The sequence below is a fragment of the Catenibacillus scindens genome, from assembly GCF_014202115.1.
GTDB lineage: Bacteria > Bacillota > Clostridia > Lachnospirales > Lachnospiraceae > Catenibacillus > Catenibacillus scindens.
On record NZ_JACHFW010000006.1, the window covers coordinates 44,875 to 68,806 of the forward strand.

Consider the following 23,932-nt stretch of genomic DNA (forward strand, 5'->3'; position numbering starts at 1 on the left):
TCCTCCCGTATGTTTTTAGTGGCCGCTGCTCCGGTCAATAATACTTCCATCCATGGCGTTAATGGTCATCATAGACCCATCGTTGACAGCTTCAGTTGCGCTGTTTATGGGAAATACATCCCACACAGGAATCAGCGTATATTCCCCTTCTTTGTCCGGGTTCTGCACTCGCATCATGCCAAAGACAATTTTCCCAAGGCGGATCTTTGGCGTCTCTGATTCCAAACCGTCCGCGCTCATATATTTTTCCCAGGCATAGCCCGCCTGCTCCTGGATGATCTGCTGAATCTGATCAAAGGACATTAATGTCACATGATCCACCAGCGCCTCCCCTTCCGCCATAGGGTTCTCCCACTCCAATTCAGTCACCCCCTGATCTGTGACAATAACTTCAAGGCGCTCATAGTCATAGGGCAAGATCCCCTCATTTTCACTGTCCTGGCCGGTATAAGCAATGTGGTTTATGGCGTACACCGGCGCCACCTGCCCCGCACCGTGACCCAGCCGCACACGGTAGCCGATGATCCCCTCATCCTGCCGCTCCACGCACATGACAGGCTCTGCTTCGATGACCATAAGCCCGCCCATTGGGATGCCTGCTTCCGACAAAAAGTCCAGGGCCATCTGGCCCGCTTCTTCGGGGCTATATTGACAACTCACAGGTGTATTTTTCTCCCCGGCAATGTAATTTGGCCGGGCCCCTGCCTTTGGCGCCTGGAAAAGAGTCAGGAACATAAAGGCTTCATGCTTTGCGGCCAGAAAACGGTACGTCACATCGCCCTCATTATTCTCCCCGGACATTTCCTCCCCTGTGGAGTGTATTTCCCCAGGTTTCCAGACAAATTCCACAGGCTCTGTTTTCAGGGAGTCCGCCGATGGAGCCGCCTTGATCTGATCCTGATAATAGCTGATCTGCCCTTTTAAACTTTCAATATAGCTCTCATCCCCGTTTTCTTTTGTCAATCGGGCCAGTTCTTCCTCATAACTTTTGATCCCATTCATATAATCCTCTTTTGTCATGGGAAGGATAATATATGCCGTCTTCCCGTCAAAAAACTGTTCCACAAGGCCCTGGATCTGCCCTTGGGTCAGATCAGCCCGCACAGCACTGACAACTCCCGCTTTATCTGTATCTGGCATTTCCACAGGCACATTCTCAGCCACAAGTGTTGTCCCATCCTCTGAGAGCGTTATGGTAAAGCTCACCTGATCGGGAGCCCCCGTCTGCTCTCTTAACGAGCCACTGGCCTTAGCTCCCTTTTCATAATCGGACACAACATCCTCAATATTTTCCTTCTGGGAAATAATCTCCGTCTTTGGTGTGGGCTGACAGGCCGGCCCAAAGGCCAGACCCAGACACAATCCCGCCAGTCCTATCCCCCGCCTCATGCAATGGAATCTGTTTTTTCTTCTCATAACAATTCCCCCTGTTTATTTTCATTTTTTATATTATAAAAATCCGGGGTTTCACCAATGTTTCAGAAATGTTTCCAAATTGTTTCCAAAAAACAGACAGCTTTGTCCAGGGGCAAGGATATCAGCTTGATGAAATGACAGGGCGCCAACAATTTCCGCACCAGCCATTACCTTTACAGCGAAGAAATAATGCGCCTGTGCGACAGGGAAGGATTGTGGTCATTGATGAGACCCCGGCGGTGGGTATCAATCTGAAATAATTTAGATGGGGAACTTGAAGAAGGACAGAAAGCCCTGAAGAAAGAAATGGAATGGTGGGACGGCCTTGGGAAACCGGTCATGATCACCGAGTACGGCGCCGATACTGTGGAAGGCCTGAGGGACACCGTCCCTGTCATGTTCACTGAAGAATATCAGGTGGACTACTGCAAAATGAACCATGAGGTTTTTGATTCACTGAAAAACTTTGTGGGTGAGCAGGCGTGGAACTTTGCCGCATGCCAGGGCACCGGCCGGGTCCAGGGCAACAAGAAAGGTATTTTCACCCGGAAACGCCGGCCTAAAATGATCGCCCACTATCTGAGGAAACGCTGGAAGAGTATTCCGGATTTTGGATATAAATTATAAATCCCCTGCCGGTCCATAATCTTCCGGCTTATAAAAGGGCCATGGGTTGCGCTTGCGGTCCCCGGAACGGTCAGGAAAATCTATGGTTACCTCTCCGGTGGCCGCCCATTCCACACCCCGCACAAACATAGTCAGAAAGTTTACCCGCTTCACTGTGCCGTCGCTGTGGCCCAAAGACACGCAAAAACTGCGGCCCTGGCCGTAATTATTAATCCAGGCCACAGGCGTCCCCTCCCCTGGTTTATAAAGCTGCTGCGGAGCCGCGGCATTTTGGGGCTGATAAGGATCCGCGAAACCGGGGACATGAATGTAATCGTTAAGATCATCGGTCACAGTAGCCAGCACTGTGGCGTCGGCCTGGGGATGCCAGAAGATCCCGGCAAAAAAGTCATCCTCCACGGCCATCCAGTGGGAAGCCATGCCTTTGGTAATGGGATGATCCAGGCAGGCCATGTCCACCATGGCGTCACTTTTCGGGTTTTTCCGGGTGCCTTTAGTCATATCGCCGTAACCGCCCATCATCTTTTTATATTCATCCGGCCATTGATCGCCCACCAAAACAGAGGAATGATAAAATACTGCCCCTTTTCCGCCCCTGACAAAGTCAAGAAGAGCATTGGTGGCGCTCTCCCCAAAGGTCACTGTTGCCCCGGTCAACAGTTTCTTGCCGTCATAATTGATCAGCGCCACGTCATAATCTTTTAAAGTCTCGCCGGTGGCGCCGCGAAACTCCTCGGTAATATGGACTTCAAACCGTCCGGTCGACTCCAGAAGAGTTCTCAGAAGATCATTAGCCTTCCGGTAGTCATGTTCAATGGAAACCCTTCCCGTAATTAAAAGTACCTGAATTTTTCCGTCAATCATTATGTAAACCTCCTTAACATTTTCTCATCTTCTCAGCAGGCCAGGCGGCGGCCAATTCTGAACAAAAGGCCATATACCGCCCCTCCCGGCCTTAGCTGTTGCGCAGCCGGTCTTTGTCAAAACAGATCCGCACATTGCCGTAAGTGACCACGCTTGCCGGGCGGCCCATGGCGTCGCCCCTCTCAATATAAGCGCTGCCCTCCAGAATGCTCTCACAGATATGGATGGCGTCGGAGAGAACACTGTCCGGCATGGAAATCATCATAGGCATTCCCGCATAGCCAATATGGCCGTTAAAATTCCGGTCAAATTCATGCTCGTGGGCTTTAATGGCCCGAAGACCGGAAAGAAGAGTCTCTATACTTTCCCACATACACAGCAAATTCACATTGCAGGCATCCCCGGAAAAAAGAATGCGCTCCCTCACGTCAATAAGTGAACAGCTTCCCGCCGTATGTCCCGGCGTCTCGATCACCTTCAATATCCGTCCCCCCAGATTAAAAATCATGCCGTCCCGCAGATACTTTACTTCCGGCATCTTCGTCAGCCGCTTAATATCCTGCGTGGAGCAGTCGTACACGTCTGTGGCTCCAAACCGAATCATCTTTTCCACATAATCCGCCACCGCGTCATAATCTATGGGGGACAGGGCCGCCCCATCGGCGGGATGGATATACACCTGATCAAACTGAGCCGCCCCGCCTACATGATCCATATGTCCGTGGGTCAGGACAACATCGTAAGGCAGGTCGGTCAGTTGAGCAATCAGCGATTTAAGGTCGGTCAGCCCTACGCCTGTGTCAATAAGCAGCGCCCGCTTTTCCCCTACAACAAGAAACATGGCCGCCATTCCGGCCTCATTAATGGCGTAAGTGTCCTTCGCGATCTCGCATACCTGAAATGTTTTTAATTTTGCCATTTCTACTCCTCCTGTTTTTGCCAAAATCTAAGGATTCGGCTATAACTCAAGTCATTAATTCTTTTCCCGATACCTTTCCATATCTGCTGCCGCAAGACCGGACAGCCAGTCAATGCCCTTAGCCGTCCGAAGTTCTGGCTCCTTAAAATGACTTCCGGCATTCATCTCATATTTTACAGTTGTATATTCTTTCCAGTATTTCGCCAGAACGTCGGTACAATCCTTCACTGTGGCCATACGCTCATTTTTCGTCCGGTGTTCCCTGCTTCCAAGGGACACGTAAATGCCGCGGACATTCCCCGGAGGTCTGTGATCAAGGACATAGTCCATCCACCCGTCAAACCACAGGGAACCGGACATCGTTCCGATATAGGAAAAAAGATCACAGTGATACATAGCATAAACCGCAAAAAGTCCAGCCATGGAATAGCCTGCAATCCCCCGGTATCTTACCGTCCAGGAAAGCTCCCTCTCCGCTGCCGGCACAAGCCGCCCTCTGAGGCATTTTAAATAGTCTTCGGCTCCGCCGCCAAAATCCTCGCCATCGTCAAAGACTTTCCCAGCCTTCCACGGGGAAAGATCCCGGTTCCAGTCAATACCTGTAACACACATAAGAACACACCGTTTCCCGGACTGCTCCCATATCTTTTCCCCTTCTCCGGCAAAGGTGTGGAGCCAAAATACCGGAGCGCACATTTCTTTCTCAGGCACAAAAATCTCAATGGTATAGGAATCTATAGTTAATGTTCTCAACAGCCTCACCCCTTCCAGGCGTATCGTGGATTTTCCGGTCGCCGCTCCGCTCCGGTGGGCGCCGGGCGCGTGCCGACCGGAGCATCCCACACAGCTCACAGTATAAGCTGCTCGCTGTTCGTTACCCGGCAAATATCTGCTCGCGCAAGCGCGGCAGCTGCTTGCCGGGTGTATCGCACAAAAAACGGAAGTACTCTTTTATTTTAAAAAAGTACTTCTCCAATGTCAATCCATATTCACAGCCGCCACAGTTAAACAGTGTTATAGAACCGTTTTACGCCTCCGGCGCGCTCTGCTTTTTCAACCGGATATGAAACTGATAGACAATATAAAACAGGATACATAAAACCGCCATGGAAGCCATAAACAGATACATGGCCATGGAACCTGCCGCGTCAAAGATCGCTCCCGCGCCGTAGGCTCCAAGAGCAAGGCCTATGTCACCGCCCACATAAAAGGTTCCGTTGGCATCCCCCAGACGCTCCGGCCCAACAGAGCGCACGGCCATGATCTGTATAGCCGCCTGGACAGATCCAAAGCCGATCCCGTAAAATACTGCGGCCACTGCCACGGAGATCATGTTGGACGTCAGGGCTAATATAAGGGCGGTGGCCATTTCCCCAATATATCCGGGAATAATCACCAGAGCCAGGGGATGCCTGTCACACAGACGCCCGGTCAGAGGGCGCACAGCGATCATGGTCACGGCGTTAATGGTAAAAAAGAACCCTACATTCTCAAGATTTCTCTCCAGGCCGTACAGAGACAGATAGTTGGATATACACGTATGTATAAGGCCATTAAACAGCAAAAGTATCGCAGCGGGAACCGCCGGAAAACAGATCAGCTTATCCAGAGAAAAACCTTTCTTTTTCACAGTCAGAGATTTTTTGTCCGGGATGGGGCCTTCCTCAATGCGGGACACGAGAAAGGCTGCCAGCAAAATCAGAACAGGCGCCGCTGTAAATAAAATGGTAAAATGTCCCCCATAGGCAAGATTTGTCCCGATGTTTGGCGCAAAACACTGGGCCAGCGACGAGGCATTTTTTGCTCATTGTATCTGAAAGTTTGCCTGTGATCCCCCGCCCAAACATACAGATAAACGTCGCCACGCCCGTGATTATCCCGATAATATCCGCGCTCAGGCCAATGGTCTGACCGTAAACCGGCATAGCCGGGTTAAACATGGACTGAGCAAAAGAAGCGCAGGCGGACACAAGCATACACAGCACATAATTGCGGTTCCATATGGTTTCTTTTTTTGAACCCCTCCATGTGCCGGCCCCAACTTCCCCTTTCATGTTACAGCTCCGGCAATTCATCTGGATGGAGCGGGCACTGGTATTTCCGGCCTCCAAGGCGTTTTTCATACTCTTCTCTGGCTTTCTCAACGATTTTGGGATTTTCAAAAAAGATCTACGGCAGTCCCGGCCAGTATCTTCCCGGCATAGATCAGTCCCTTATGGGCCAGGGAGGTATTGTTGCAGGCCACATACTGCCAGGAATGCTCAGGGATTTTTGCCGCCGCGCACTGAGCGAAAAACATGGCCGTAGGGCAGATCCAGCTCACATCCCCCACATCTGTGGAAGCGGGAATGGTATCTTCCCAGTGCTGGTAGGGCAGCACCATATTGTTTAAGCCAACGCCCTTCTCTTTGTAATGTTTTTCCAGAATATCTTTCCACAGAGGCGACAGATTGGCGGCAAGATCCACTGCTTTATCCGGCATCTCGTAGGAATCCGCAATGGCCCTGGCAAAGTCCTCCTCCTCTTTGGTATAGGACGGCACGCCAATCTCCTCCATATTTTTCTGGAGCGCTTCCTCCAGCGCCTGATTGGGTATGGTATTGGACGTTGCCCCCCTGTAGCCGATAGTCAGACTGGTATCCGTCATCATGGCCGCGCCCCTGGCAATCTGTTTAACCCGCTCTGCCAGCTCGATCACCCCTTCAAGGCGGGGCGAGCGCACTTTATAGATAAGCTCCGCCGTCTCCTGGACCACGTTGGGTGCCTTGCCGCCGGCGTCCAGAAAGGCATAGTGAACACGATCCTCTGTAGGCATATGCTCCCGCAGGAACTGGACGCCGATATTGGTCAGTTCCGCCGCGTCCAGGGCCGAGCGCCCAAGATGAGGGACAACCGCCGCGTGGGCCGCCACCCCTTTAAATTTAAAGGTCATGTTGATTACCGCCAGTGTTGAGCCGCTGAAAATATTGTTGGTGCCATAGGAATGCCACGTCAGGGCGCCGCTGCCAAGGCAGTTATGGCCGCACCTGTGGCCGCTTCCGCCTTCCACCTTAGGTTTGCGCTCCGCCACGCCGCCTTCCTGGGAGAGACCTTCCAGGGCGTCAAATTCAGCCAGGATGCCGATGACCGGGCGGCCATGGCCGTAAGACGCCTTAAAGGCCGTGGGTATGCCGGCCAGAGGGAACATGGAGAAAGCTTCCCCCGTCCGATTTTCATAAATCAATTTTCATCCCTCCTTACGCCTCCTCCGCCGACAAGTACCACTCAATCCCTTTGCTGTAATCCCCCCGGATGTACACCTGGTTTCCCTCCCCTGTCTCCACAGTGATGGTTGACTGAGAAGAATTAAAGGAATAGTAGACATTCCCGGCGAAAAAAATATTGCCTCCCGGAAACCGGTAGAGATTTTCTGATGTATAAATGGATTGTACAGTTCCCGTCATATCTTCCCCGTAAACCGGCTCAATGTACCCATTGCCGGTCAGACAATCCCAGTAAGCCATCCACAAAGTCAGGGGAAATTCCAGGGAACTTCCCGTCATCGGACGATTTGTATTATCTAATAACCATTCGTTGTAACTTGCCTCTTTCCAGCGGGACATCGTAACGTCCCAGGGAATCGCTTCCGCCAGACTGCCATGGCACTCAAGGCGGTAAAGCTCCAAAGTCACCGCGTCCATGAGAATGGTAAAATCCACCCCAAGCGTCTCGTTTTTTACCTGAAATTCCCACACATAAAAATAATAGGAATTTAATACTTTATCGTCATAGCGGCGCAGCGTACATGAGCTGTCATTTTCAGCCATATGGTAAAAAAGTTCCAGAAAAACATAATCCACAGATGCGTAAGCCGTGGTCTCCCCGGCATTTTCCAGGTCAGCCATCTCCCCGCCGTCCTCCAGGTTCTGTGCCGCCGAAGAATCCCCGCCAATCTCATAGCCGATGACTGAACGGACATAGTCCTTCGCCGCCTCATCCATCCCCAAAAGCAGCTCATTCAAAAAAACATCATCCCAATTATAGGACTGAATGGCGCCATTAAAAAGGGCAAAAAAGACGTCTCTTCCAAAATGCATCATCTGGCTTTCCCCGAAAATATCATCCCCCTCCGCCACATCTGCGGGGGTGATCTCTATCCCGCTGCTTTTCCAGGCCCCGGACAGCATAAGAAGCCGGGTCACAAGGTCAAAGTCAAAAGTGTCTTTCGCTGAAATATTATCCGCGTAATACTGCTGCCCCGCCTGGTTCACCTGTCCCACGTCCCTGCGGCTGTCCACCCCCAGGAACACGCCGGGCAGAGCCAGGCACAGAGCCAGGATCAGGGCCATGGCACAAAGGGCCGCCGCCAGCTTTTTGTATTTTCTAACCATCATACCACTCCCAATCCCCGTTAAGCCTTCGGTGCTGATCCGCCGTCATAAACCAGTGAAACCCTTCAGAGAAATCAGTGCAGGCATAAACCAGACTGCCGTTTTCAGCCCTGAAGCAGATATCCGGGCTTTCTGCCAGGGCTGTCCCATAGAGGGTGTGAAACCGAAAGAAATTATCATCAAAACTGTACCCCTCCTGGGAAGTTTGATAGTCTCTGGCCTGATCCCAGGGAATGCTGATAGCTATGGGATACTGTCCGTAGCCGCTGCCATAGCCCACCGCCTGGTTAACATAATATCGGATGATAGCCGGGACAAATACCTTATAGTCCTGAAGGTTCAGGCTTACATTATAAATCCCGTCATTAAAAATATCATACATCCCAAGCCCGTCCAAAAGTTCTTCCATAGCGGGCTTCCAGTGCAGCATCGCAAAGATATCGCCGCCGATATAAATATCGTATACGTCCATAGTTACCGCGTCAACCATTAATGAACAGCGAACGCCATAATCTTCAAGTTCCACAATACACTCCCACACATAAAAATAGTAAGTGTCCAGCACAGCGTCGCTGTACCGGTAAAGCTGACACTGGGCCCCATACATAGCGTCAATGATCTCCTGAACCTGGAACCTGTCAGGCGCCCACCCAGTGCCCTCCGACTGGGCAAACCACACATTTCTTCCGGAAGCGCCGTTAAGCCAGGCCGCAATAGGTTCATGGTACACGTTAAACTCATCCCATGGGACGCCCATATTCACCATCATGTCGGTAAGATAGAACCACATTACGTCTGTAAAGCATTGCAGGAAATCCATGGCGAAAATCTGGGCGTCGCTCTCCTTCATAACATTATCCTCAATACTTGCCGGGTAGACTTCTTTTTTATCACATTTCCACTGGCCGGACAGCATGGCCAGGCGGGTCCGAAGATCAAAGTCGATCATATCCCCGGCAGAAACCGCGTCGCCGTAATACTGCTGCCCTCCGCTGTAAACAAGGCCAATATCTCCCTGGCCCTGGCGGCTGACCAGTGCGCCGGGCATATACATACAGGCCGCCACGATCCCCAGGCTCACGCAGACGGCAGTCAAACAAATGAACAGTTTTCTTTTCATTCTTGCGCCGCCTCCTTAAAATAGACCATCATCCGGGTACCTTTTTCCACCTGGCTGACAATCTTTAACCTGCCGCCGTGAAGATCAATGATCTTTGAGGCCAAAGTCAGTCCAAGGCCCGCGCCGCCCGACTTTCTGGAGCGGGATTTATCCACCATATAGAAAGCTTCCGTAATTTTTTTCAGATCTTCTTCTGGAATGCCGCATCCGTGATCCTCCACCATGATCAGAACAACCCCGGACTTGCAAAAGGCTCCCAGGTTCACCGTCCCCCGGCCGCGGGAAGCCTTTGACGCGTTATCCAGCATATTAATAAACACTGTCTTTAAAAGGTCTCTGTCTCCCATAATACAGGCGCCGCAGGGCAAAACTCTCAGCCCAACACCCCGCTTTTCCATAATCGGCGCTGCCGTGTGTTCCACAGATTCCAGCAGGTCGGGCACGTAAATGCGCCTCTGGTCGATCCCCGTCCTTCCAAGAAGGATCAGATCAAACAATTTCATGGACATCGCCTCCAGCCTTTTTCCCTCACTGAAAATATAATCTGCGGCGATCTGTATATTTTCCTCGCTCATTTGCTTGCTCCGCAGCATATCGGAGTAGCCGATGACCGCTGTCAGCGGAGTTTTCAGCTCATGGGTAAAGTTGGCCACAAAATCCTCCCGCCGCCGGTTTTCCTCTTTGAGAGCCGCCACATGGTGTTCCACCGCCGCCGCCATTTTATTAAAATAAGCGCCCAGCTCGCCGATCTCATCTCTTGCACGGATGTGGCACCGGACGGAGTAGTCCCCTCCGGCCATGGTCCCGGTGACCTGTGCCAGTGTTTTTATGGACCGGGTGAGAAGCATGGAAATAAAAAACATGAGGACGCTGCACACAGCCACGGCAATGATCATGACCATACGGTAAAAGCTGATCTGCCGCCCCATACTGTCGTAGACCTCGGTAATATCTTTCACATTTATAATATAAATCTGGCTGTTTTCAATTCCCAGAATGCTGGCGCACCAGAGCCGGTATGTACCTCCGTTTTCCTCGATGGTATAGGTTTTCTGCCCTTTTTCCAGGGAAAGGGTGAGATTGTAAAAAGGAGAGCCTTCATCCAGTTCCTCCGCTTTTTGCAGATAGACCTCTGTCTGAGTGCCCTCCAGCCTTTGTTCCAGTTCCTCCCGGATCATATCCACATCCGCCAGCGATTCATAATCCCCCTGGAGAATACGATTGGCCACATCGGATTCAATGGTCGTCAGGAGGAGCTGGTTCTCCTCCAGGGCTGTGGTAAAGGCCCGCTCAAGATTCATCTCATAGTTATAGCGGATGAGCAGATAACCGCTGATGGCAATAGCCACAGCCACGAGAATAATATTGCAGATCAGTACTTTATAACGAAATTTCATTGAACCTCCATCCCGGCCATTGTGCCTCTTTTACTCCAGACGGTATCCGATCCTGTGTATTGTTTTCAGGCAGTTTTCCCAGCCCAGCTTTTTGCGGATGCGCAGCACATGAAGATCCAGTGTCCGGGTATCACCATCGTAATCACTGCCCCAGACAAGTTCAAAAAGCCTGTCCCTGGAAAGGGTAATATTTTTATTTCGCACAAACAATGTAGCGAGATCAAACTCCTTAGGGGTCAGATTTACCTTCTGTCCCCCTTTAGTCACTACCATACTGAAAGTGTCAATGGTCACGTCCCCGTAAACCAGCATCCGCTGGCTTTTATTATACCGGCGCAGTACCACTTCCACTCTGGCCAAAAGCTCCAGCACCTCAAAAGGCTTTACAATATAGTCCTCCGCCCCCAGGTGCAGGCCCCGGACACGGTCGTTTAAGGCCGCTTTGGCGGTGATAAAGATCACCGGTATATTCATAGGTTTAATATACTCAAACAGTTCATAGCCATTAAGGCCGGGGAGCATAATGTCCAGCAGGATCAGATCGTAGGTATGCTTTTCGATCAGATCTGCCGCCGTCACCCCGTCGTAAGCGCAGGTACATGTATATCCCGCATCTGTCAGATTCATCTCGATCAATTTGGAAATGGGAAGCTCGTCTTCAACAATTAAGATTTTGATCATTCATAATCCCTCCTGGAAGCATTATAGGAAACAAATGTTTCTTAAATGTTTCCGGCAGCCTCCCGCAGCACCGCCTCAATCTGGCTCTTTCCGGCAGCCACAAAGCCCTGGATCATTTCAGGGGAGCCGCCGCCTCTGGCCTCCAGCTTTTCTTTAAGGATCTTAGCCAGCTCCCTTCCGCACCCTGACCGTGTTCCGATAATATATTTGTAGCCCTCTTTGTCATCCCCGCAGAACACGCCGGCACACTTTTCCACCCGCTCCAGCGCCAGGTTGACTGCCCGGCGCATGGCCGCGGCCTCCAGGCCTTCTTTAAAGTACCAGACATTCTCCTGACCACAGGGAATCTGAGCCACCTCCTGCTCGATCAGACGCCCTGTCAGCTCCACGTTTTTCTGGCGCAGGCGGGCGTTTTCCTCTAACTTGCCCTCCACCGCCGGCGCGATCTCCCCGGCGGGAACCGACAAAGCTCTTGAAATCTGACGGGCAGCCCCAAGCTTCTCCCGGTAATCGGTCAGCGCCCGGAAACCGCACAATATGCTGACCCGCGTTCCCCCTTTATATTTTATGTGATCCACAACTTTCAGCAGGCCGATCTCCCCGGTCCTTGCCACATGGGGCGCGCAGCAGGCGCAGACATCATAGCCTTCCACGGTAATAATACGCACCTGGCCGTCAATTTCAATCTTGCTTCTATACTCCATAGCAGCAAGCCGTTCCCTGTCCGGATAAGATACCGAAATGGGGACATTCTTTACAATAGCCTCATTGACTTCCCACTCAATCCGGTCCAGATCTTCTTGGGTCAGGGTTCCGTTAAAATCCATAGTCACCACCTGGCTTCCCAGATGAAAGCCTACATTGTCATAGCCAAAATGGCGGTGGGTCAGACCGGAAAAGATATGTTCCCCGGAATGCTGCTGCATGTTGGAAAAGCGCCGCTGCCAGTCGATCCGCCCCTGCAGGGCCTGTCCTTCTTTTGCCTCAAGGTCTGTCCGGTGCCATAGGGCCCCGTCAATGATCTGGACGTCCCAGACCGGGCTCTCATCCAGCCACCCTGTATCCGCTCCCTGGCCGCCGCCTTCCGGAAAGAATGCGGTCCGGTCAAGACAAATGGCCCACTGTCCCCGACTTTCGTCTGCCCATCCGCCTTTCGTCCCATTTTGCCCGGCACATACCTGATTTGCCGGCACACAGGCCAGAACTGTGGCCTGAAAAGTTGTTATATAGCTATCATTTTCATAAAGTTTCTCTGTTGTCATTTATTTCAACCTCGTTTAAATTAAGTTTCATACTATGATGATACCAGGGTCAAATAGACATGCGTTTCATACTTGTATGAAAAAGCATGTCTACTTGACCCGCAAAAACATGAGAAAGAGCCATTTTTCGGAGAAAAATGAGCGATCCGTGGTATCATAGGCGTCAAAATACCTTTTGACGCCTTCATCTTTCGTCATACTATATTTTAGCGCCACACTCTGTTTGCCGCAAGCGGTAAAATTGTGTACATATTTTTTCTTCCGTCATCCATACTATTACCGTAACTTTTATACAACCGGAAATTCACAGGAGGTATTTACAATGCAGGAAATATCCGTACTGGATCTTCAAAATCTCCGCCATCTCATCGGCGGCTATGAGACAACTCACTGCAAAATGGAAAATTACGCGCAGGAGGCCACAGATCCTCAAATCAAGCAGTTTTTTCAGAAAGCAGCTCAGTCTGCCGCTCAGAACAAACAGCAGCTTCTTCAGTTTTTATAAAGAAAGGGGATCAACATGGACGAAAAAACAATGGTTTCAGACGCCCTCACAGGCATTAACGGAGAATTAAAATTATTTGGCGATATGATTGCCCAGACAGAAAATCCACAACTTAAACAGACATTAAAACAAATGCGCAATCAGTGTGAAATGTCTCAGGAAGAGCTTTATCAAATTGCCCGCCAGCACCAGTATTATATACCGGCCCAGAAGGCTTCCCCACAGGAGATCCAGCATGTCAAAAGCATCCTCTGCCCGTCAGAGTCCATGCTGTAAGTCAAAAACACCGCGGCAGAGCCGCGGTGTTTTTGCTCTTCGCGGCGGTCTTCACTTCGTTTCGGTCGGTGCTAAACGTGTGCCTCCGGCACACAGCACCGCTAAATGGACGCGCAGGCGCGTCCGCTTGGCTCACAGCCCGAAGCAATGAATTTGAAATGAGGCTACCGCAATCCCACTGGCTTTAGACAGTGGGGAACTCACGATAACTCAGTGATAGAAAATATAAGTACAAGGGGTTCCGCAAATCACGGAACCTTTTGGCTTTTTTATCTGGCAATTTCTACTAATTTGTCCTTTACCATTTTTAAAAATTATAATATAGTAACATTTAGAGAGTCCAATACCCCACAAGAGGCTGACGGGACATGAAATTCAAATATCCCGCAGCAGGCAACGGGGCATCAAGCCAGCAGAGCCTCAAGGGGCGGGTATTTGGTCTTCGCTCCGCTACAGTCGGTGCTAAACTTGTGCCCCCGGCACACAGCACCGCCCGCAGGAATAAAATAACCCTTTGTCTTTGGATTCTATGACGCTATAGATTTTTACTTAACCGGAGGATGAAGAATGAAAAAAATGTTCGGAATTTTATGCTCATGCACCGCCATCATGAGCTATCTGGCAATATCTCCTGTTATTGCCGATATCGCAAATGCCTTTCCCGGTGCCAATGTATCCGCCGTCCAGATGATCATCACACTGCCCAGTTTGATGTCTCTTATCTTTTCCCTGTTAGCCGGACGGCTGGCAAAAAGGTTTTACAAAAAAACACTGATTATTATCTCCCTGTGCGCGATTCTTATCGGCGGCATGCTCCCTGTATTCTTCCATGAAAGCCTTGTCTTTCTTTTAATCTGCTCAGGAATCATTGGCGTAGGAGTTGGCGGTATGCTTACCTTAACACCGGCCATTATCTGCGACTACTATACCGGGGAAGACCGCAACCGGATGATGGGTTTCCAGTCTGCGGCTATCAGCGGCGGCGCTATGGTTTTCTCCCTGATCGGCGGATGGCTATCCAACTGGGGATGGAGCCGGGCATATCTGGCCCTTTTACTGCTGGTTCCCTGCCTGTTTGCTGTTATTTTATTAATGCCCAAAGGCATCATCGAGCAGGAACCGGAAGGCGAAAACCGCCAAAACCATAAGCAACGCAGACATCTAAGCAGTTTTATATGGTTTATCTCCATCATCGGCTTTGTTTACTACATCTGCCAGAATACATATAACACCAATGTCTCCCTCTTTGTTGAGGAAGCCGGTCTCGGCACTGCCCAGACAACAAGTATCGCCACATCCGTTTATACCTTTTCAGGAATTTTTGCCGGCATACTTCTCCAGCCTATGATGAAGATTATGAAAAAATATACCATGATCTTTGCCATTTTTATTTCCGGTCTCGGACTTCTCTTTGCCTATTTAGCCGGCAGTATGCCTTTAGTTGTCCTTGGCGGTTTTTTATGCGGATTCGGCTTCTCTACATTTACACCGGCAGGAACATGTCTGGTTTCCGACCACGCTACCCTCAGCCAGCGTTCTATGAGCATTGCCATTTTCTCTACATTTACCAATGTAGGATCATCTCTGTCCCCAATCATCATCAATGCTGTCATGGGTGCCGCAGGTATCCCTGGTGTGCGGAGTAAATTTATTGTCACTACCATCGGCCTGGTCATTGTCCTGGTCATCACTGGGTTGGGCTGTGCCACAGAAAAAGAAAACTGATGTTACTGTTCACAGAGTGAACAGTAACAAATGACACCTCATCTGGAAGCGAGATTATTCCTGAAACAGAGGAGTGGAAAAATACCGCTCTGCGGTGTCCGGAAGCACAGTCACCACAGTCTTTCCCGGCCCAAGCACTTTGGCCAGCCTAAGAGCCGCCGCCACATTTGTGCCGCTGGAAATTCCGCACATGATGCCTTCCTGTGATGCCAGCGCCCTAGCGGTGTCAATGGCTTCATCATCGGTGATGATACAGATATCATCATAAATTTTCTGATTTAATATGGACGGTATGACGCCGTCTCCGATCCCCATCTGCAAATGGGTGCCTATGGAACCGCCAGACAGTATGGCCGCGTGTTCCGGTTCCACCGCCCATATAGTCATATGGGGATTTTTTCCTTTCAGCACTTCCCCGATCCCTGTGATCGTTCCCCCGGTTCCTATGCCGGAGCAGAACCCGTCAATGGGACTGTCCACCTGCTCAAGAATCTCCACCGCCGTCTGATCTCTGTGTATCTGTGGGTTGGCCGGATTGTCAAACTGCTGGGGAACATATACCCTTGGATCTTCCTGGGCCATTTTCAGCGCTGTCTCAAGGCACTCCTCAATACATTTCCCGATATTCCCGGCATCGTGAATAAGGATCACCTCAGCGCCGTAATGGGCGATCAGTTTTCTCCTCTCCTCGCTGACGGAATCCGGCATAATGATCCGGGTTTTATATCCACGCACCGCCCCCACAAGGGCAAGGCCGATGCCCTGATTTCCGCTGGTTGGCTCAACAATGATCGTATCCTCCCGGATCAGCCCGCGCTTCTCCGCCTCCCGTATCATATTGTAAGCAGTACGGGTTTTAATGGAGCCGCCCACATTAAGCCCTTCAAATTTCACCAGCACTCTTGCCTGATCATCTGTCACCATATGATTTAACCGAATAAGGGGCGTGTTGCCCATAGCCTGCAAAATATTGTCATAAACCATCCTGTGTTTCTCTCCTTGTCTGATAAGATCATCTCCGGCATAATGCCTGTAGTTTATTTTATGCACCGGCGCCCGGTGTGTGCTTTCCCGGCGCTATAATCATCTCGTGATACGTTTCTCCCTCCAGTGTTTTCCATTGAAATTTTCCATCTTCCATGATCATATAGCTGTGTTCGCTCCCGTTCTTGGGAATCGAGACAGAGCCTGGATTCAGATACAGGTGATCTTCCCCAAAAGTCTCCCACGCCGGAACATGGGTATGGCCGTGGAGAAGAATATCTCCCGGCTGCATGGGCGGAAGGGAATCTGTGTTAAAACGGTGTCCGTGTGTCACATAAATGACCCTGTCCCCCGCGACGATCACTGCATAGTCGGCCATGATGGGAAATTCAAGAACCATCTGATCCACCTCCGTATCACAGTTGCCCCGGACACAAAGGATGCGTGATTTCATCTCATTAAGCAGTTTAAGCACTTCTTTTGGGGCATAATCCCTTGGAAGATCATTGCGGGGTCCGTGGTAGAGAATATCCCCCAAAAGGAGAAGCCGGTCCGCCTTCTCCCTGAAAAAAGCCTCCGCCATTTTCTTACAATAATAACCGGAACCATGTATATCGGAAGCGATCATTAGTCTGGTCATTTTCACAAAACTCCTTTCTACGTTCAAGCAGCATCGTTCCTTTTATTTTACTCCCATCCCAAACTTATGACAATATACGGAATTATTTAAAGACAAAGAGACCGCTTCAAAAAAGCAGTCTCTCAAAAATATTTGTCATTACTATAAATGCTTTGCGTATTTATTTTTTAGTACATTAATTCCGGGGCGGTCTGACGAGAAATTCATTATTCTTTTTGATCTCCTCATACTCCTCCATGATCCCGGCTTTTTTCGGCTCATAGATCGCCTCGGTATGGTACTTGATCTCCCGCATATGTTTAAACTTGCCCATAACAGTCAGGCGGTCACCATCGTCTTCAGGCCACATAAACCTCATCTTGCCGTCTTCCATAGCAATCTTTCCGACACGTCCGCAGATGGCACACTCCACATAATCTTTTCCCGGCTTTGCGATAAGCAGACTGTTATGACAGCCCGGACACGCTTCCTCCTCCTCGGTCTGTCCCAGATATTTCTTCGTCCAGTCGATCTCCGGATGTTTCACAGCATATGCCAGGTTCTGTCCCAGATATTTTGCCCGAAGCACATAATCTTCCCGTGTCAGCGCCTCTCCCGGATCAGCTACCGCGTGGATATTTAAGTGATCAATCACATTGATCTGGGCAGAAAATGTGGTTGTGTAAAGGGTGGCAAGGCCAAGAGATGTCCAGTTCTCTGTGAGGGCTCCCCCTACGGAGATCAAAGCCCCCGGCCGGTGCTGTGTCCGTCCGCCAAGCCATTCCGGAGCGCCACCGTCCAATTCCCATCCGGCCACATCCATCTTAGGCCCAAAAATCCTATCTCTGAAATCAGTCACAACGCCGCAAGGGGACAGTGACCACACCGGAGCGCCGAGAATATAGCCGTCGCTGTCCAGGAACTTGTCCAAAAGCCATGGAACATCATCTTTTAAAATACAGCCCTTTGGTCCCTTCCATGTACAGGGCATATTCGCGCAGGCCTTACATGGCAGAATATTACACTCATTCAGACGGATCAGCTCCACATCCACGCCCATCTTTTTGGCTTCCATAAGGGCAATCTTCATGTAAGTTTCTGTATTTCCGTTCTTTCTTCCGGCACAAAATGCCGTAATCTTTTTTGCCATAAAATCCCTCCAAATTCATTCAATACATCGTGTTTTCCGGATCAATCTAATAATCATTTTCGTAACAGTTCAGCCCGCGCCATCCCTGATGGCTGAACTGTTACTCATTTTTATTTTACTATATCCCAATAGGATTCTCAATCTTTTTCCAGAGATTTTATACTCTTCCCATCCCTTGATGTTACGATTCACAGTCCCAGCCACGCCGCTTTCGCAAGAAAAAAAGTCCCAGCCTCACCGGAAAATCCGATGTAAGCCAGGACTATAATCATGAGCTAATGGCGTGACTTGAACACGTGACCTGCTGATTACGAATCAGCTGCTCTACCGACTGAGCTACATTAGCTGAACAGCTATTAGTATACACAGAATTGATAGAAATATCAAGTATTTTTTTACGAAACTCTGCGTTTGATTTGTATCAGGACAAGAATCAAGCTGACACCCAGCAAAATGTGACCGATCCCGGCAATGCCGGAAACCGCCGCATTCATACCGGAGGACAGGGATGTCCCCAGAACCTGGAACACCCCGCGTATCACAAACATTACAGAAGTCAGATTCAGACCAATATGATAGATAACCAGAATGCGTCCGGTCATTGTCCCGGTAAAGGAAAAACTCTTTTCCAACAAAAGCAGCAAGAGAAAAAATACCGTTCCCAGCAAAAAGTAGTGGGTATGTACGACCCCAAGGGCAGTTTTGCCTGTAAAGCCGTTAAACTTAGTAAACTCCCGGTAAAACACGCCGCCAATCATTGCGAGAACAGCGTACAGAAGAGCCATTTTCATATAGCGTTTCATATTCAATCCTCCTTGATTTCTATTCTCTTTACTCTGCCCGTTTAGCCAGAAAATCTTCCAGGCTGGCCAGAACCGACAGCACCATAAACATGGCAATCATGGCCGGTGTACTCATCAGCTCATATAAAGCATCCCGGGGCATAACCGCAGAACAGCTTCTCCATGTAATGAACAGATTAAGAAGCATAAGCAGGAAAGAAAATACAAACCCAAGGGACAGCAGAGCCATCGAAGCTACATGGAATCCCCGGAAAAAAGAAGTAAATCCCCACAGGAGCATATATACCAGCCAGAGTACGCCGGCAATAATCACCGCAACTCCTCCCGCCGTAGCCATTCCGGCCGAGGCAATTCCAGTCCCTCCGCCGGCAATAAGAAATGATCCTCCGCCCACAGTAATAAGATAATAAAGACCATATCCCACACAAAGAACCAGCATACCGCACCCGGTTCCCAAAAGCAAAACCGCTTTTAATATACTTAATGCCTGGTTTTTTACAAAACAGTGAAGAATCACAAACAGCACAACCGTAATCATTGCCAGCATAACCAGAGCCGCCACTTCGTAGTACAGGCGCCAGGTAACGTCCAGATTATTCACAAAATACGTGATATCATCAATATTGGCCATAATCAGATCCATGTCTCCCCCCAGAAACTGACGGATTAAAGACAGACCGCCGGATCTGCGAAAGATCACCACGCAGACGCCTAAGGTTGCCAGACCGAGGAGCAGCACAAGGACATCCAGAACACCAATCCGGTGCTTTCTTTGTTTCGGCCGAATGTCCGGATGTTCCTGCAAAAATCCGTTAGGAAAATATTTCTCCTTCTCCGGAGCTTTCTCTTGAACTGGCCGGGTGAAGGATTCCTCCCGGTCATAGTCCCGGTGGTAACGAAACGCCTCTTCTCCATCCTGAAAGTCCCCTTCATCTTCCTGAAAATCCCTTTCGCCGCCGCTCTGTTGTGCCTGACTGTGAGGTAAAACAACTGTTGCTTCACTGTATGACGGAAAAGCAGCAGCATTTTTTTCCGTTTTCGGCGGTGTTCCCGGCATCTCGATGCCGTAGGGGTTGCTGCCGTCGGCATCAAAATTGCCATACTGCTCAAAATCCTCCGGCGTAAATTCCATCTGAGGATTGGTCTTCATGGCTGTGGCCGCCGGCCCTTTAGCGGTATCCGGCACAGGTATTCCCTCCCCGAAATCCGGCAGGATCACCGTCTTATCATGATCCTCCTCAAATAATTTCATATTTACCTTTGTATCTCCGGTCACTTCTGAACCGTTATTTAACAAAGCTCCGCAGTTGGGACAATGGTTCATTTTTACATCGTCCCTAAGCTTCGCCCCGCAGTTTATACATATCATAAACATTCCTCCAGTTTATATCGTAAAAACAGCCGGCCTTGCCGCCGGATATCTTTTCACTTTTGCCGCTATCTGGCCATGAGACTGTGAGACCGCGTCATCTGCGGGAATCTTACGATCTATGGCCAAATAGATACGTTTTTTTTATTATAACATGACTGGGGCGAAAAACACTATTCAATAAAATACCAAAAAGCTTTGCTCAAACCCCCGCAGCTCTGTGCTTTTTTCCGAAACGGGAGGAACGGCCGCAGAAGCAGTTACGATTTTGGTTCATTTGGCGTATGGAGGCTGAATACGTTGGACGCAACAAGAATATTCCACTGGCCTTTCTGACTGCTGCCAACACGCTCCAGCACATGATTCTTTTTCATCTTTGTAATATAATATTTTACCTTGCTCAATCTCCAGCCAAGCTTCCCTGCCATTTCCTTTGCTTGGTCTGTTGTCGGGCCACCTTGGTCTGTAGCTTGGTCTGTTGTGAGATCGGTATGACTGCGATTATATTTTTGGTAACAGTTCGGCCATCAGGGATGGGTGCCAGATAACATCGGGATAGGGTATACTATTTAGGATGTCAGGGAAACTGTTTCCCTTTTAATAAAAGGCAAAATCAAATTAGCACTCACCTCTTGACATGGCTAACAACATGTGTTATAGTAAACACATAGAAAAGAAAAAGCAAGGTTACATCCCTGACAGGGATAGCATTATAGTGACAGTTCTCATTACTGGACTGCTGCACATTATACATAGGGTTCTCATTGAAGGAGGCATTTTTATGATTTCAAGAAATAATTATGGTCTGGATTTATTTAATGATATTTTTAAAGACCCGTTTTGGAATACTTTTTACACAGATGGCAAGGACAGACCTATGAAGACAGATATTTATGAGACGCCTTCCATGTATCTTCTGGAGATTGAACTTCCCGGTTATTCCAGGGACGACATTCAGGCAGAACTGGAGAACGGCTATCTGACCATCTCCGCATCCCAGCCGAGACGTATTGAGGAAGGCGAGGAAAAGATGCAGCTTGTCCGCCGGGAGCGCTACCAGGGTTCCTACAAGCGCAGCTTCTATGTAGGCGACGACCTGCAGCAAGAAGATATTAAAGCTTCCTTTAAGAATGGCATACTAAAGCTGACCATTCCAAAAGAAGTTCAGAAAAAGCTTAAAGAAAAGCGTTTTATCGCCATTGAATAATGATCATACTGTTTATCCCTTATCCCCCTTATTATAGGAAAGGCGGCCCGTGTTTTTTCCGGGCCGCCTTTCTGTGATCATGTTATCTAAAAAGTGTGCTTTGCAGATTTCCGCCTGCGGCGGGTCATTTACGAATTTACTTTTTTATCCTCCCCATCCCCGTTTTCCCGGATCTGCTCCTCCTCAATAATAACCCCGAACACTTCCTCAATGGTTTTTTCTTCGTAGCTTTCCTCGTCTAAATCCGGCATATATTCCGGCTCCCTGTAATTTTGGATCTCCTCGTTAAGCGCCAGCATTTTCCGGTCAAGAAAAGCGGTAATATCCGCGCACTCTTTCAGCTCACGGCGTATATGTTCCGGGGCTTTGCCGTCAAACTTATAATACATCTTGTGTTCTAAACTTGCCCAAAAATCCATAGCAATGGTCCGGATCTGTATCTCAACTTTTGTATAGACCACCTGCTGGGATAGATATACCGGCACCGACACGATCATATGGTAGCTCATATAACCGTTTTCTTTGGGGTGGGCTATGTAATCCTTTACCTTCAGCACCTTCACATCATTCTGACTGGCGATCAGCTCTGCGATAGTATAGATGTCCGTTGTAAAGGAACAGGTAATGCGGATGCCCGCAATATCATTAATATATCGAACCACATTAGCGATGGAAGGCTCCCTGTGGTTTATATTCATCTTTCGTACAATGCTTTTCGGGGATTTTATCCGCGATTTAATATGCTCGATGGGTGTATAGCCGCATCTTAATACAAATTCTTTGTTTAATACATTAATCTTTGTTTTAATCACTTCCAATGCCGACTCATAGAGCAGCAGCATTCTCCCCCAGGACAGTGTTTCTCCGGGAATCCCCGGCAGTTCGATTCTGACGTCATCATTATCCATAATACAACCTCCTCATAATGATTCATGTCTGTAAACCGTTTCTTATCATAACACATTTTTCCGTCCAAAAGGCAGTTTTTATATTCTTTTAAGAAAACTTTTACCAAAAAAGACTGCCGGCAGCTTTCTTGCTTTGCCGACAGTCTTTTGAGAAATCATATAACCGTTTCGCAGGCCCCGATCTTAGGGGCTTTCCGCGTCTAAACGATTACAAAGTATTAAGCTTTAAGCTTCTTCGCTGAACTGGTCTTTGCCAACGCCGCACAGAGGGCATACCCAATCTTCCGGTACATCTTCCCATTTTGTGCCTGCTGCTACGCCGTTATCCGGATCGCCTTCAGCTTCGTCATAAACATAGCCACATACATCACATACATATTTCTTCATTGAGCCGTTCTCCTTTCCTTCATCCTTTTTTTCATTTTCAAAGCCTGGAACAACAGAGGCCGCAATGGCATCCGCCAGCGCGTCCAGAGACTGTTCCTGCTCTGGCTTCAGAGAAGACTTTAATGTCAGCTCCTCCTCCAGAATTGTATTATTTTTAAGACTGGAGAGGATCTCCTTCATCAGTCTTCCGGAAGCCGGGCTCCATGAACCGTTCTGGATGATCGCCATCGTACGGTTCTGTAAATTGTGCGCTGCCAGATCATGCAGCAGATTTTCCATGGATACAAAAATTCCATTATTGTAAGTTGCCGACGCAAATACAATATGGCTGCACCGGAAAGCTTCAGAGATCAGATAGGAGGCGTGGGTCACAGAAGCGTCATAGACAGTAATGTTTTTCACACCCCGGTCCGCCAGCTTCCCGGCCAGAATATCCACCGCATTTTCAGTATTCCCATAAATAGAACCATAAAACAGGGTCACAGCCGCATCTTCCGGTGTATAAGAACTCCAAAGCTGATATTTCTCAATAAGTTCTCCGATATTTTCTCTCCAGATCAGTCCGTGGAGAGGGCAGATCATCTTAATATCCAGCCCTGCAGCTTTTTTAAGCAATGCCTGAACCTGCACACCGTATTTGCCTACAATATTTGTGTAGTATCTGCGGTAATCATCCATCCAGTCCCGGTCAATATTTACTTCATCGGCAAAAATATTGCCGTTAATAGCCCCAAAGGTACCAAACGCATCCGCAGAGAATAAAATCCCCTCTGTACTTTCATAGGCAACCATAACTTCCGGCCAGTGAACCATTGGCGCAGACACAAAAGTAAATGTATGCTTTCCGCTGGAGAAGGTGTCTTTCTCTTTTACGATAACCGCTCTACTGTCAATATCAAAATCGAAAAACTGTTTGATCAGCCCCTGGATCTTTGTATTGCAAATGATCTTCACATTTGGATAACGCAATACCAGCTCGTCTATCACTGCACAGTGATCCGGTTCCATATGTGTCACTACAAGATAGTCCAGAGGTCTGTCGCCTAAAACTGCCTGTATATTTTCAAAAAATTGATGACTTACAGCCTTATCTACCGTATCAAACAACACAGTTTTCTCGTCCGTCCAGAGATAGGAATTATAGGAAACGCCTCTTGGGATGGGATAAACATTTTCAAACAGGGCAAGTCTCCGGTCATTAGCTCCTACCCAATAAAGCTCTTCACTGATTTTTTTCACAAATTGCATCTTCTTCTCCTTCCTTTAAGTCTCTTCCAAATATGTACACGGGAAATAGGGTTTCCCTGTATAACCATCCGCGGCGGCAAGCCGCCAATGCGGCG

25 protein-coding genes, 1 tRNA gene and 2 pseudogenes are annotated in these 23,932 nt (G+C 49.0%); 6 read left to right on the forward strand and 22 right to left on the reverse strand.

The window, feature by feature from the left end:
• Positions 1-15: 15 nt before the first annotated feature.
• Positions 16-1,416 (reverse strand): DUF6034 family protein, encoded by a 1,401-nt coding sequence (locus HNP82_RS08760; RefSeq protein WP_183773456.1) that lies wholly within the window; start codon positions 1,414-1,416, stop codon positions 16-18.
• A gap of 153 nt (positions 1,417-1,569) precedes the next feature.
• Here HNP82_RS08760 and HNP82_RS18625 point away from each other — a divergent pair.
• Together HNP82_RS18625 and HNP82_RS18025 are read left to right on the forward strand one after the other, a co-directional pair.
• Positions 1,570-1,671 (forward strand): annotated as a pseudogene (locus tag HNP82_RS18625) (glycoside hydrolase family 2 TIM barrel-domain containing protein); the annotation flags it as partial.
• A gap of 51 nt (positions 1,672-1,722) precedes the next feature.
• Entirely contained in the window at positions 1,723-2,043 is a 321-nt protein-coding gene (locus tag HNP82_RS18025) for a glycoside hydrolase family 2 TIM barrel-domain containing protein (RefSeq protein WP_243164708.1), read from the forward strand.
• Here the strand turns inward: HNP82_RS18025 and HNP82_RS08770 are convergent.
• The 11 genes from HNP82_RS08770 to HNP82_RS08820 form a co-directional block, all read right to left on the reverse strand.
• On the reverse strand, positions 2,038-2,907 hold the full coding sequence (locus HNP82_RS08770) for a ThuA domain-containing protein (protein WP_183773458.1): 870 nt from the start codon (positions 2,905-2,907) through the stop codon (positions 2,038-2,040). The genes HNP82_RS18025 and HNP82_RS08770 overlap by 6 nt on opposite strands.
• Before the next feature lie 91 nt (positions 2,908-2,998).
• Positions 2,999-3,826, reverse strand: coding sequence for an MBL fold metallo-hydrolase (locus tag HNP82_RS08775; RefSeq protein WP_183773460.1), 828 nt, complete (start codon positions 3,824-3,826; stop codon positions 2,999-3,001).
• A gap of 54 nt (positions 3,827-3,880) precedes the next feature.
• On the reverse strand, positions 3,881-4,678 hold the full coding sequence (locus tag HNP82_RS08780; RefSeq protein ID WP_183773462.1) for an alpha/beta hydrolase: 798 nt from the start codon (positions 4,676-4,678) through the stop codon (positions 3,881-3,883).
• A gap of 175 nt (positions 4,679-4,853) precedes the next feature.
• Complete coding sequence (locus HNP82_RS08785) at positions 4,854-5,504, reverse strand: MFS transporter (RefSeq protein WP_183773464.1); 651 nt, start codon at positions 5,502-5,504, stop codon at positions 4,854-4,856.
• Entirely contained in the window at positions 5,491-5,949 is a 459-nt protein-coding gene (locus HNP82_RS08790) for an MFS transporter (protein WP_183773466.1), read from the reverse strand. The genes HNP82_RS08785 and HNP82_RS08790 overlap by 14 nt, the downstream gene beginning before the upstream one ends.
• 35 nt (positions 5,950-5,984) lie before the next feature.
• Positions 5,985-7,049: a peptidase dimerization domain-containing protein gene (locus HNP82_RS08795; protein WP_183773468.1), complete on the reverse strand. Its 1,065-nt coding sequence runs from the start codon at positions 7,047-7,049 to the stop codon at positions 5,985-5,987.
• Between the two features lie 13 nt (positions 7,050-7,062).
• Positions 7,063-8,199: a hypothetical protein gene (locus tag HNP82_RS08800; RefSeq protein WP_183773470.1), complete on the reverse strand. Its 1,137-nt coding sequence runs from the start codon at positions 8,197-8,199 to the stop codon at positions 7,063-7,065.
• Positions 8,189-9,316, reverse strand: a complete 1,128-nt coding sequence (locus HNP82_RS08805; protein ID WP_183773472.1) for a hypothetical protein — start codon at positions 9,314-9,316, stop codon at positions 8,189-8,191. Before HNP82_RS08805 ends, HNP82_RS08800 begins: the two co-directional genes overlap by 11 nt.
• A complete protein-coding gene (locus tag HNP82_RS08810) occupies positions 9,313-10,713 on the reverse strand; it encodes a sensor histidine kinase (RefSeq protein WP_183773474.1) in 1,401 nt (466 codons plus the stop codon). Before HNP82_RS08810 ends, HNP82_RS08805 begins: the two co-directional genes overlap by 4 nt.
• A 30-nt stretch (positions 10,714-10,743) precedes the next feature.
• Positions 10,744-11,394, reverse strand: a complete 651-nt coding sequence (locus HNP82_RS08815) for a response regulator transcription factor (RefSeq protein WP_183773476.1) — start codon at positions 11,392-11,394, stop codon at positions 10,744-10,746.
• A gap of 41 nt (positions 11,395-11,435) precedes the next feature.
• Positions 11,436-12,656, reverse strand: a complete 1,221-nt coding sequence (locus tag HNP82_RS08820; protein WP_183773478.1) for an alanyl-tRNA editing protein — start codon at positions 12,654-12,656, stop codon at positions 11,436-11,438.
• Between the two features lie 322 nt (positions 12,657-12,978).
• Between HNP82_RS08820 and HNP82_RS08825 the strand changes: the two genes are divergently transcribed.
• The 3 genes from HNP82_RS08825 (at position 12,979) to HNP82_RS08835 (ending at position 15,162) form a co-directional block, all read left to right on the forward strand.
• Entirely contained in the window at positions 12,979-13,161 is a 183-nt protein-coding gene (locus HNP82_RS08825; RefSeq protein ID WP_183773480.1) for a hypothetical protein, read from the forward strand.
• A gap of 15 nt (positions 13,162-13,176) precedes the next feature.
• Positions 13,177-13,437, forward strand: coding sequence for a spore coat protein (locus HNP82_RS08830; protein WP_183773482.1), 261 nt, complete (start codon positions 13,177-13,179; stop codon positions 13,435-13,437).
• A 567-nt stretch (positions 13,438-14,004) separates the two neighbouring features.
• Positions 14,005-15,162 (forward strand): MFS transporter, encoded by a 1,158-nt coding sequence (locus HNP82_RS08835; protein WP_183773484.1) that lies wholly within the window; start codon positions 14,005-14,007, stop codon positions 15,160-15,162.
• A 54-nt stretch (positions 15,163-15,216) separates the two neighbouring features.
• On the opposite strand, the gene cysK is transcribed toward HNP82_RS08835, so the two are convergent.
• The 7 genes from cysK to HNP82_RS08870 form a co-directional block, all read right to left on the reverse strand.
• Positions 15,217-16,146 carry a cysteine synthase A gene (gene cysK, locus HNP82_RS08840; RefSeq protein ID WP_183773486.1) on the reverse strand — a complete coding sequence of 310 codons (930 nt, stop codon included), beginning with the start codon at positions 16,144-16,146 and terminating at the stop codon, positions 15,217-15,219.
• A gap of 58 nt (positions 16,147-16,204) precedes the next feature.
• The gene (gene yfcE, locus HNP82_RS08845; RefSeq protein ID WP_183773488.1) at positions 16,205-16,786 is read right to left on the reverse strand and encodes a phosphodiesterase; all 582 of its coding nucleotides are present in this window, start codon (positions 16,784-16,786) and stop codon (positions 16,205-16,207) included.
• Between the two features lie 175 nt (positions 16,787-16,961).
• Positions 16,962-17,915: a flavodoxin family protein gene (locus tag HNP82_RS08850; RefSeq protein ID WP_183773490.1), complete on the reverse strand. Its 954-nt coding sequence runs from the start codon at positions 17,913-17,915 to the stop codon at positions 16,962-16,964.
• A 273-nt stretch (positions 17,916-18,188) separates the two neighbouring features.
• A tRNA-Thr gene (locus tag HNP82_RS08855) sits at positions 18,189-18,261 on the reverse strand.
• Positions 18,262-18,310: 49 nt separating this feature from the next.
• The gene (locus tag HNP82_RS08860) at positions 18,311-18,718 is read right to left on the reverse strand and encodes a DUF2871 domain-containing protein (protein WP_183773492.1); all 408 of its coding nucleotides are present in this window, start codon (positions 18,716-18,718) and stop codon (positions 18,311-18,313) included.
• A gap of 28 nt (positions 18,719-18,746) precedes the next feature.
• Complete coding sequence (locus HNP82_RS08865; RefSeq protein ID WP_183773494.1) at positions 18,747-20,087, reverse strand: zinc ribbon domain-containing protein; 1,341 nt, start codon at positions 20,085-20,087, stop codon at positions 18,747-18,749.
• 260 nt (positions 20,088-20,347) lie between these two features.
• Positions 20,348-20,491, reverse strand: coding sequence for a hypothetical protein (locus HNP82_RS08870; RefSeq protein ID WP_183773496.1), 144 nt, complete (start codon positions 20,489-20,491; stop codon positions 20,348-20,350).
• Between the two features lie 377 nt (positions 20,492-20,868).
• Between HNP82_RS08870 and HNP82_RS08875 the strand changes: the two genes are divergently transcribed.
• Positions 20,869-21,294 (forward strand): Hsp20/alpha crystallin family protein, encoded by a 426-nt coding sequence (locus HNP82_RS08875; protein ID WP_183773498.1) that lies wholly within the window; start codon positions 20,869-20,871, stop codon positions 21,292-21,294.
• A 128-nt stretch (positions 21,295-21,422) separates the two neighbouring features.
• Here HNP82_RS08875 and HNP82_RS08880 read toward each other — a convergent pair whose 3' ends face one another.
• The 3 genes and pseudogenes from HNP82_RS08880 to HNP82_RS08890 form a co-directional block, all read right to left on the reverse strand.
• Entirely contained in the window at positions 21,423-22,202 is a 780-nt protein-coding gene (locus HNP82_RS08880; RefSeq protein ID WP_183773500.1) for a GTP pyrophosphokinase, read from the reverse strand.
• A 225-nt stretch (positions 22,203-22,427) separates the two neighbouring features.
• Positions 22,428-22,589 carry a rubredoxin gene (rd, locus tag HNP82_RS18630; protein WP_183773750.1) on the reverse strand — a complete coding sequence of 54 codons (162 nt, stop codon included), beginning with the start codon at positions 22,587-22,589 and terminating at the stop codon, positions 22,428-22,430.
• A 51-nt stretch (positions 22,590-22,640) separates the two neighbouring features.
• A pseudogene (locus tag HNP82_RS08890) lies at positions 22,641-23,837 on the reverse strand (FprA family A-type flavoprotein); the annotation flags it as partial.
• Positions 23,838-23,932 lie beyond the last annotated feature (95 nt).

Excerpts from the sequence above, each read along its gene's own strand:
- HNP82_RS08760 (WP_183773456.1), bottom strand. The coding sequence starts at position 1,416 with ATGAGAAGAAAAAACAGATTCCATTGCATGAGGCGGGGGATAGGACTG.
- HNP82_RS18025 (WP_243164708.1), top strand. The coding sequence starts at position 1,723 with ATGGAATGGTGGGACGGCCTTGGGAAACCGGTCATGATCACCGAGTAC.
- HNP82_RS08770 (WP_183773458.1), bottom strand. The coding sequence starts at position 2,907 with ATGATTGACGGAAAAATTCAGGTACTTTTAATTACGGGAAGGGTTTCC.
- HNP82_RS08775 (WP_183773460.1), bottom strand. The coding sequence starts at position 3,826 with ATGGCAAAATTAAAAACATTTCAGGTATGCGAGATCGCGAAGGACACT.
- HNP82_RS08790 (WP_183773466.1), bottom strand. The coding sequence starts at position 5,949 with ATGAAAAACGCCTTGGAGGCCGGAAATACCAGTGCCCGCTCCATCCAG.
- HNP82_RS08800 (WP_183773470.1), bottom strand. The coding sequence starts at position 8,199 with ATGATGGTTAGAAAATACAAAAAGCTGGCGGCGGCCCTTTGTGCCATG.
- HNP82_RS08805 (WP_183773472.1), bottom strand. The coding sequence starts at position 9,316 with ATGAAAAGAAAACTGTTCATTTGTTTGACTGCCGTCTGCGTGAGCCTG.
- HNP82_RS08810 (WP_183773474.1), bottom strand. The coding sequence starts at position 10,713 with ATGAAATTTCGTTATAAAGTACTGATCTGCAATATTATTCTCGTGGCT.
- HNP82_RS08815 (WP_183773476.1), bottom strand. The coding sequence starts at position 11,394 with ATGATCAAAATCTTAATTGTTGAAGACGAGCTTCCCATTTCCAAATTG.
- HNP82_RS08820 (WP_183773478.1), bottom strand. The coding sequence starts at position 12,656 with ATGACAACAGAGAAACTTTATGAAAATGATAGCTATATAACAACTTTT.
- HNP82_RS08825 (WP_183773480.1), top strand. The coding sequence starts at position 12,979 with ATGCAGGAAATATCCGTACTGGATCTTCAAAATCTCCGCCATCTCATC.
- HNP82_RS08830 (WP_183773482.1), top strand. The coding sequence starts at position 13,177 with ATGGACGAAAAAACAATGGTTTCAGACGCCCTCACAGGCATTAACGGA.
- HNP82_RS08835 (WP_183773484.1), top strand. The coding sequence starts at position 14,005 with ATGAAAAAAATGTTCGGAATTTTATGCTCATGCACCGCCATCATGAGC.
- cysK (WP_183773486.1), bottom strand. The coding sequence starts at position 16,146 with ATGGTTTATGACAATATTTTGCAGGCTATGGGCAACACGCCCCTTATT.
- yfcE (WP_183773488.1), bottom strand. The coding sequence starts at position 16,786 with ATGACCAGACTAATGATCGCTTCCGATATACATGGTTCCGGTTATTAT.
- HNP82_RS08850 (WP_183773490.1), bottom strand. The coding sequence starts at position 17,915 with ATGGCAAAAAAGATTACGGCATTTTGTGCCGGAAGAAAGAACGGAAAT.
- HNP82_RS08860 (WP_183773492.1), bottom strand. The coding sequence starts at position 18,718 with ATGAAACGCTATATGAAAATGGCTCTTCTGTACGCTGTTCTCGCAATG.
- HNP82_RS08865 (WP_183773494.1), bottom strand. The coding sequence starts at position 20,087 with ATGATATGTATAAACTGCGGGGCGAAGCTTAGGGACGATGTAAAAATG.
- HNP82_RS08875 (WP_183773498.1), top strand. The coding sequence starts at position 20,869 with ATGATTTCAAGAAATAATTATGGTCTGGATTTATTTAATGATATTTTT.
- HNP82_RS08880 (WP_183773500.1), bottom strand. The coding sequence starts at position 22,202 with ATGGATAATGATGACGTCAGAATCGAACTGCCGGGGATTCCCGGAGAA.
- rd (WP_183773750.1), bottom strand. The coding sequence starts at position 22,589 with ATGAAGAAATATGTATGTGATGTATGTGGCTATGTTTATGACGAAGCT.